This window comes from Aquabacterium sp. (genome assembly GCF_049274795.1).
Classification (GTDB): domain Bacteria; phylum Pseudomonadota; class Gammaproteobacteria; order Burkholderiales; family Burkholderiaceae_C; genus Aquabacterium.
In genome coordinates, this window is sequence record NZ_JBASTH010000054.1 from 20,778 (window position 1) to 27,096 (window position 6,319).

General features: G+C 63.5%; 8 protein-coding genes. 6 read left to right on the plus strand and 2 right to left on the minus strand.

Annotated elements, in window-relative coordinates; translation table 11 throughout:
* Positions 1-72: 72 nt before the first annotated feature.
* Both WAQ08_RS08375 and WAQ08_RS08380 read left to right on the plus strand, forming a co-directional pair.
* Positions 73-618, plus strand: coding sequence for a PadR family transcriptional regulator (locus WAQ08_RS08375; RefSeq protein ID WP_422190856.1), 546 nt, complete (start codon positions 73-75; stop codon positions 616-618).
* A 77-nt stretch (positions 619-695) separates the two neighbouring features.
* Positions 696-2,852, plus strand: a complete 2,157-nt coding sequence (locus WAQ08_RS08380; protein ID WP_422190858.1) for a PAS domain S-box protein — start codon at positions 696-698, stop codon at positions 2,850-2,852.
* Here WAQ08_RS08380 and WAQ08_RS08385 read toward each other — a convergent pair.
* The gene (locus WAQ08_RS08385) at positions 2,830-4,164 is read right to left on the minus strand and encodes a hypothetical protein (RefSeq protein ID WP_422190860.1); all 1,335 of its coding nucleotides are present in this window, start codon (positions 4,162-4,164) and stop codon (positions 2,830-2,832) included. The genes WAQ08_RS08380 and WAQ08_RS08385 overlap by 23 nt on opposite strands.
* A gap of 124 nt (positions 4,165-4,288) precedes the next feature.
* Entirely contained in the window at positions 4,289-4,522 is a 234-nt protein-coding gene (locus tag WAQ08_RS08390) for a hypothetical protein (RefSeq protein WP_422190862.1), read from the minus strand.
* Here WAQ08_RS08390 and WAQ08_RS08395 point away from each other — a divergent pair.
* The 4 genes from WAQ08_RS08395 to flhD form a co-directional block, all read left to right on the plus strand.
* Positions 4,521-4,880, plus strand: a complete 360-nt coding sequence (locus WAQ08_RS08395; protein ID WP_422190864.1) for a hypothetical protein — start codon at positions 4,521-4,523, stop codon at positions 4,878-4,880. The two genes, WAQ08_RS08390 and WAQ08_RS08395, sit on opposite strands and share 2 nt — an antisense overlap.
* Before the next feature lie 134 nt (positions 4,881-5,014).
* Positions 5,015-5,245 carry a TonB family protein gene (locus WAQ08_RS08400; protein WP_422190866.1) on the plus strand — a complete coding sequence of 77 codons (231 nt, stop codon included), beginning with the start codon at positions 5,015-5,017 and terminating at the stop codon, positions 5,243-5,245.
* A gap of 22 nt (positions 5,246-5,267) precedes the next feature.
* Complete coding sequence (locus tag WAQ08_RS08405) at positions 5,268-5,783, plus strand: MarR family winged helix-turn-helix transcriptional regulator (protein WP_422190868.1); 516 nt, start codon at positions 5,268-5,270, stop codon at positions 5,781-5,783.
* 292 nt (positions 5,784-6,075) lie between these two features.
* A partial coding sequence (gene flhD, locus WAQ08_RS08410; RefSeq protein WP_422190870.1) for a flagellar transcriptional regulator FlhD occupies positions 6,076-6,319 on the plus strand: 244 nt, incomplete at its 3' end.

A 6,319-nucleotide genomic window follows, 5' to 3' on the forward strand; every position in this document is an offset into this window, starting at 1 on the left:
GCCAAGATGCCCGTCTATGCAACCGGTTGCAAACACCAGCCTGATAAGGCCACCTTGGTGTAACCTGCACGGATGTCTCTGCCCCACGCCCTTCTCACGGCGCTCGTTGAGCGGCCCAGCTCCGGCTCGGACCTGGCCGCCCGTTTCGACAAGACGATCGGCTACTTCTGGCGCGCCACGCACCAGCAGATCTACCGGGAGCTGGCCAGGCTGGAGGCCTCCGGCTGGATCGAATCGCTGCCGGAGGAAACGACGCGGGGGCGCAAACGGGCCTACAAGATCCTGCCAGCCGGGCGCAAGGAGCTCAAGCGCTGGATCGCCGAGCAGGAAGACCTGCCCTTCCTGCGCGACGACCTGATGGTCCGCCTGTGGGCCGAGGCCGCCGTGGGCCCGACCAAGCTTGACAAGGAAATCGAGCGCCGCCTCAAGCTCCACACCGAGCGGCTGGAGACCTACCGCAAGTACGAATCCAGAGACTACGCCGATGCCCCGACGGAGCGCGACGTGGCGCTGCGCCACCTGGTGCTCAAGTGCGGCATCCGCTACGAGTCGTACTGGATCCAGGCGGCCAACGAAGCACTCGAGATCCTCCGGTCCTCAAGCAACGATCATAAATGAGCAATCCTGGGCATCTGGGCGTGGCTGACACCCCATGATTCCCAGCACAAGTGAGGCGACATTCGGGACAATCAGGCATGTCTAGCGCCACACGCCGCCTGGAAATGGAAACCCGCGACAGCCTCCCGCCGGCTGCCGGGCCACTGCCATGGCCTGTGCCGTTGGCTGCACCGACCACCGAGACCAGCTCCGCCCTGACACGCCTGGCCGCCACCCTGCTCGAGGCGCCGGCCGCCGTGATCGCTCAGGTCGATGCCATGGACGTGCTGACGCTCGCCGCCGTCACCGGGCTCGCAGACAGTGACCGCCCCCAGGCGCTGGCCCTGTGCCGGCATGCCGCCCGTCACGGCCGGGAGGTGATCGTGCACGACGCATCCCGGGACCCTGCCCTCGCGCCGCATCCTGAACTGGCCGGCATTGGCGAACTGCGCGCCTGGATCGCCCTGCCATTGCTCGACGACGACGGACACCTCATGGGCATGCTGTGCGCCATCGACCGTCAGCCCAGGCCGTTCACGCAGCGTCAGTGCGACCTGCTGCGTGAACTCACGGGCTTGGCGCGGCACGACATGCTCAGCCGGCAGGCGCAGGCTGCCGCCAGCCAGGTCATGGAGATGCGCCTCCGGGACATGCAACGCCGTGAACGCCTTTTCCAGGCCACGTTCGAGCGGGCGGTCATCGGCATCGCCATCGTCTCGCTCGATGGCGTCTGGCTGCGAACCAACCCGGCCCTGTGCAGCATCCTGGGCCGATCCGCCGAAGAGTTGTCGCAGCTGACCTTCCAGGAAGTCACGCACCCCGACGACCTGCAGATCGATCTCGAACTGCAGCGCGAGCTCAAGGACCACACCCGCGACCACTTCACCCTGGACAAGCGCTACCTCCGCCCCGATGGTACGGCGGTGTGGGGCCGGCTCACGGTGACGCTGGTGCGTGACCACGATGGCAAGCCCATGCACTACGTCACGATGATCAAGGACATCACGGCCCGGCGCAACATCGACACACTGCAGGATCTGTACGACAACGCCCCCTGCGGCTACTACTCGCTAGATGCCTCGGGCACCTTCGTCCAGATCAACGAGACCTCTCTGCAGCTCTTCGGCGCGCGGCGCGAAGACCTCATCGGCCGGCGTAGCCCGCGCGACTTCTTCACTGCCGAAGGGCAGCAACGTTTTCGCGAGGTTTTCACGCAGTTCATGCAGGAGGGCGTGTTCGGCCCTGAAGAGTTCGACCTGCTGGCCGCGGACGACCAGCGCCGGCGCATCAGTGTCACGGCCACAGCCCTGCGCGACGAGCAAGGCCGCTTCGTGCGCAGCCGCACCGTCATCTTCGATGTGAGCGAGTTGCACCGCACGCGCACGGCCCTGCAGGCCATCAACCGCCAGCAGACCCTGATGCTCGACAACGAGCTGGTCGGTCTGCTCAAAGCCCGCGACCGGCACGTCACCTGGGCCAACAAGGCCCTGGAGCGCCTGCTGGGGTATGGCCACGGCGAACTCGTTGGCAAGTCCATGCAGGCGCTGTACGCCCAGGACGATACCTACGACCGCATGGGCCGTGAGGCCTATCCGGCGTTCGAAACTGGGCGCAGCTACCGCACACAGCTGCAGCTCTTGTCGCGCACTGGCGAGCACATCTGGGTGGACATGAGCGGCTCGCTGCTCGATGCCGACACACGCGAATCGCTGTGGACCATTCAGGACATTTCAGCCATGAAGAAGTACCAGGCCGAGGTCGAGACCCTGGCCTTCCATGACTCATTGACCGGCCTGCCCAACCGCATGCTGCTCACCGACCGCCTGAACCTGGCCCTGGCCAGTGCGCGCCGCTCCGGTGAGCACATCGCGGTGTGCTTCGGTGACATGAACGGCTTCAAGCAGGTCAACGACACGCACGGCCACGATGCCGGTGACGACCTGTTGCGCGAAGTAGGCAAACGGCTGCAGGCCTGTGTGCGCGAGCACGACACCGTGGCCCGCCTGGGCGGTGACGAGTTCATCATCCTGCTGACGCAACTCACCTCGCAGACTGAAGCAGACGAGGTGCTGGACCGCGTGATACGCACCGTTGCCAAACCCGTCATGCTGAGCAACGGGCAGACAGCCATCGTGGGCATCACGTTCGGGACAGCCTATGGCGAAGAGCAGCTAGACGCCGCCACGCTCATTGCACGCGCCGATGCACGCATGTACGCGCACAAGCGCGGCATCACTTCATCAGCCGCTCCTTGATCTCCGTGATCACCTCTTTCTCGGCGATGGTGACCAACTTCATCACGCTGGTCACGACCTTGTCCGTACTGGACCAGCCTGCCGCGCCGGATGGTCCGATGGACAATCCCACATCGGCGGCCACCCCCAGCCAGCGCCCAGCTTCTGCCCACTTCTTGGTCTTGAAAGACTTTTCCAGATCATCGATGATGCCCTGGAGCTCTTTCTGCCGCACCAGGTTCGTGCCATGGCGGGTTTCTGAATCGGCCACCTGTACCTGGATAAGCTTCACTGCCTTCTGAGCACCATTCCAGGCGTCGAAAGCCGTCTTGATCTTCTTCTGCCGGCGAGCCAGCATGTCCTTGGCATTGCCATAGCCCAGCTTGGACACCATCGCCGTGTACTGATCGTCCAGTTCGCGGAGGTACTTGTAGAGCTCCTGCATGTGGTCAGCCATGGCGAGGTAGTCCTTGGCGAACTTTCGAGTCTCTTCCTGGATGCCGCGGATCTTGTTTCCATACAGACTGTTTTTCTTGGTCACGCCCTGCACCGAGGCCACGAACACACCAACAATGTCGCCGAAGAGCTTGTTGCCAACGGCCACACTCAGTTCTTTGACTTTCTCCTCACGCTTGGCCTTCTTGGCCTCAGCCAGGGCCTTGTCAGTGCCCTTCTCGACATCGGCCTGCACCTTGTCGAACTTCTTCTTGAGCGAGGCCACGTCGGCGTCCACGTCCTTGGCCACCGTTTCGGCCTCGATATAGAGGTTACGGCACTGCACGCACAGCTTGGTCGTATTCTTGAGAATGCCGTAGATGCCCATTACTGCCGTGACCGGCGCAGCCGGGGTGGCCGATGCAGCCAGCGATGCAATGCTGCCCAGCAGCGACACCACGTTGACGGTGAAGTCGAGGCCAGCCTTGATCTTGTAGGTCTTGTACTTTTGTCGGTCTTCGATGAATTTCTTCCATGAAGCGATGAAGACCTTGGCCACTTCGGCCTCGAATTTGTCCACCTCGGCCTGCGCATTCTTCTTGTAGGCAGCCAAGGCGGCGGGGATCTTGTCAGCCTGGTCACCCACGATCAGAGCGCCCACCAGCTCGTCGGTAGATTTGCTCAACTTGTACAGGCTCACAGCCAGCTTGTCCGCGAGCGGGTTCTTCTCGAGGCTATCGATCAGACGATCGCGCAGGATGTTGTAGTCCGCGTCTTCGACCTTGCCGCTCACCTCGATGGCCACGGTACAGGGCATTGGCGGCAGCACAATGGCACCTGGGGCGCCGAAACCCTCCACGTCCTTCTTGAAATCCTTCTTGAACACCTCGATGCGCATGGGCGTGATCTCCGGATGAGGGCTGGGATCACGCAGCCCGGACAATTGACCCGGGTGTTCTACACAGGCATTGTGACGCTGCGATGCGGACCAAAGAGCCATCCAGCCTAGGCCAGCGCCACACTCACCTGACCGGCGAGGCCCACGGCGCACGCGGCGTACGCGCGGCAGCGCCTGGTACGGGCGGCCTTGCCAACATGCGCGCCTGGATCGCCGCACGCATCTGGTCTTCGGTAATACCGCGCTCGAAGATGATCTGCACCGGGGCCGAAGGCAGGTACTTCTGCTGACCACCGGACGAACTGGCCCCGCTTGAGCCCTGGCGAGCCCAGCTGCCGCCCGACGTTTTCGGCCCCATGGTGAAGATGCCTGACAGCGATCAGCCCGGCTGTTTCCGCAACAGCCTGCTCGAAGCCCAGAGCCTGTTCGGTGAGGCCGGCTGGGTATGGCGCGACGGCGCGCTGCGCAATGCACAAGGCCAGCCCTTCGTGCTGAACGTACAGATGACCGAAGGCGTGCAAGTGCGCCGCACCGTGGCCGATGGCACCACCACGCGCAAGCGCATGCAGGAGTTCGACTACGACCATCACGATGGTGAGCTTCCGCGAGTCACGCAACCCCGCGGCCGAGCTGCGCCGCAACCTGTACGGCCCGGAAGCCCACTGCATCGCCGTGATCCACCAAGGACGCGTCGCGAAACTCGGCACACACGATGAACTCATCGCCCGCCAAGGCCTGTATGCGCGGCTGAGCGAGGCCTACGAGCTGGCGTCCTCATGAGCTTTCGTTCTTTGGTTATCCAGTCCGCGCGTTTGTTCTGCAAGGGGTCGGCTGCCCGAACTCTGCCCAGGTGCGCGCCGAAACGCGTTACCCCGTCGCAACCCAGCGGCGCGGCATCTCGGGCGATGTGCTGGTGGAGTTCACGGTGACGGCGCAAGGTGCGCTGGACAACGCCCACGTGGTTGGCGCGGCCAACAGCCTGCTGGCCAGCGCTGCACTGGAGGCCACGCGCAAGTTCAAGTGCCAAAGCCAGGGCGCCCCCGTGCGCGTGCAGGTGCCTTACAGCTTCAAGATGGGCTGAATGCCCAGGGGAGTCACGCCACATGGCCAAGGTCAGCGAAACGCCTCACTTCATCGATGGCGCCGAATCTCATTTGTCACAAGCAAACGCTGATGTGCCAGTGGACTTGGTTCAACTGGCGGGCGCACTGCATTCACCGCTGATCCGGCTGTGGCGCCAGATGCGCTCGGAGGCCGATTACCTGCATGTGCCGGCGCTGCACATCACGCTGCTCTTTCAGATCCGGGCCGAGCCGGGCATCGGCGTGAGCAAGCTGGCAGCGCGTGAGCACATGCGTTCGTCATCCATGAACGTACACCTGCGTGAACTGTCTGCCACCGACATGATCGGACGCGGCACGGCCGCTGATCCCGCGGACCGACGCCGTGTGGGCTTGGTGATCACGGCCAAGGGCGCGGACTTCCTCGACGAGGTGCTGCGCCGTCGCCAGTCGCGCCTGATCCGGCGCATGGCCAACCTCAGCCCGCAGGAGCTCGACATCCTGCAGAAGGTATTGCCCATTCTGGATGCGCTGGCCCCGCAGGGCAGCAACCTCTGAAGGCGGCGGCCATGCGCCGTAGCTGGTCCGGCAACCTGATCCTGGCCAGTCAAATACAGGCCCTTGTGACACGACGTCACATGAGCTAAATGCACAGGGTTCGCCAGCCTGTTTTCTGGGCGGATTCGAGCCTGTTTATCGCCCGTTCTGTAGGGCAAATTCCTACAGAACACACATCCGCACGCCGTCCGTTCTTACATCCAGGCGCCTATCAAGAAATCTGGCCGGTTTCAGCACAATGACTCCATCGACAACGCAGCGACACCCGCTGATAGCCCAGGAGCCAGACGCCATGAACAACGACCAGATCCTCGCCGAAATCCGCGAAACCAACCTGTCCTACCTGATGCTGGCCCAGAGCCTGATCCGCTCGGACCGCGAGCAGGCGCTGTTCCGCCTGGGCCTGTCCGAATCGGCCGCCGACCTGATCAACGCCCTGAGCCCGGCACAGATCCTGAAGATCGCTTCGCAGAACACCCTGGTGTGCCGCATGCGCATCGACGACGACCTGGTCTGGGGCCTGCTGACCAACCACG

Bases quoted from the DNA above. Each gene is read 5' to 3' on its own strand.
- WAQ08_RS08375 (WP_422190856.1), top strand. From the start codon at position 73: ATGTCTCTGCCCCACGCCCTTCTCACGGCGCTCGTTGAGCGGCCCAGC.
- WAQ08_RS08380 (WP_422190858.1), top strand. From the start codon at position 696: ATGTCTAGCGCCACACGCCGCCTGGAAATGGAAACCCGCGACAGCCTC.
- WAQ08_RS08405 (WP_422190868.1), top strand. From the start codon at position 5,268: ATGGCCAAGGTCAGCGAAACGCCTCACTTCATCGATGGCGCCGAATCT.
- WAQ08_RS08390 (WP_422190862.1), bottom strand. From the start codon at position 4,522: ATGGGGCCGAAAACGTCGGGCGGCAGCTGGGCTCGCCAGGGCTCAAGC.
- WAQ08_RS08385 (WP_422190860.1), bottom strand. From the start codon at position 4,164: ATGCGCATCGAGGTGTTCAAGAAGGATTTCAAGAAGGACGTGGAGGGT.
- WAQ08_RS08395 (WP_422190864.1), top strand. From the start codon at position 4,521: ATGGTGAAGATGCCTGACAGCGATCAGCCCGGCTGTTTCCGCAACAGC.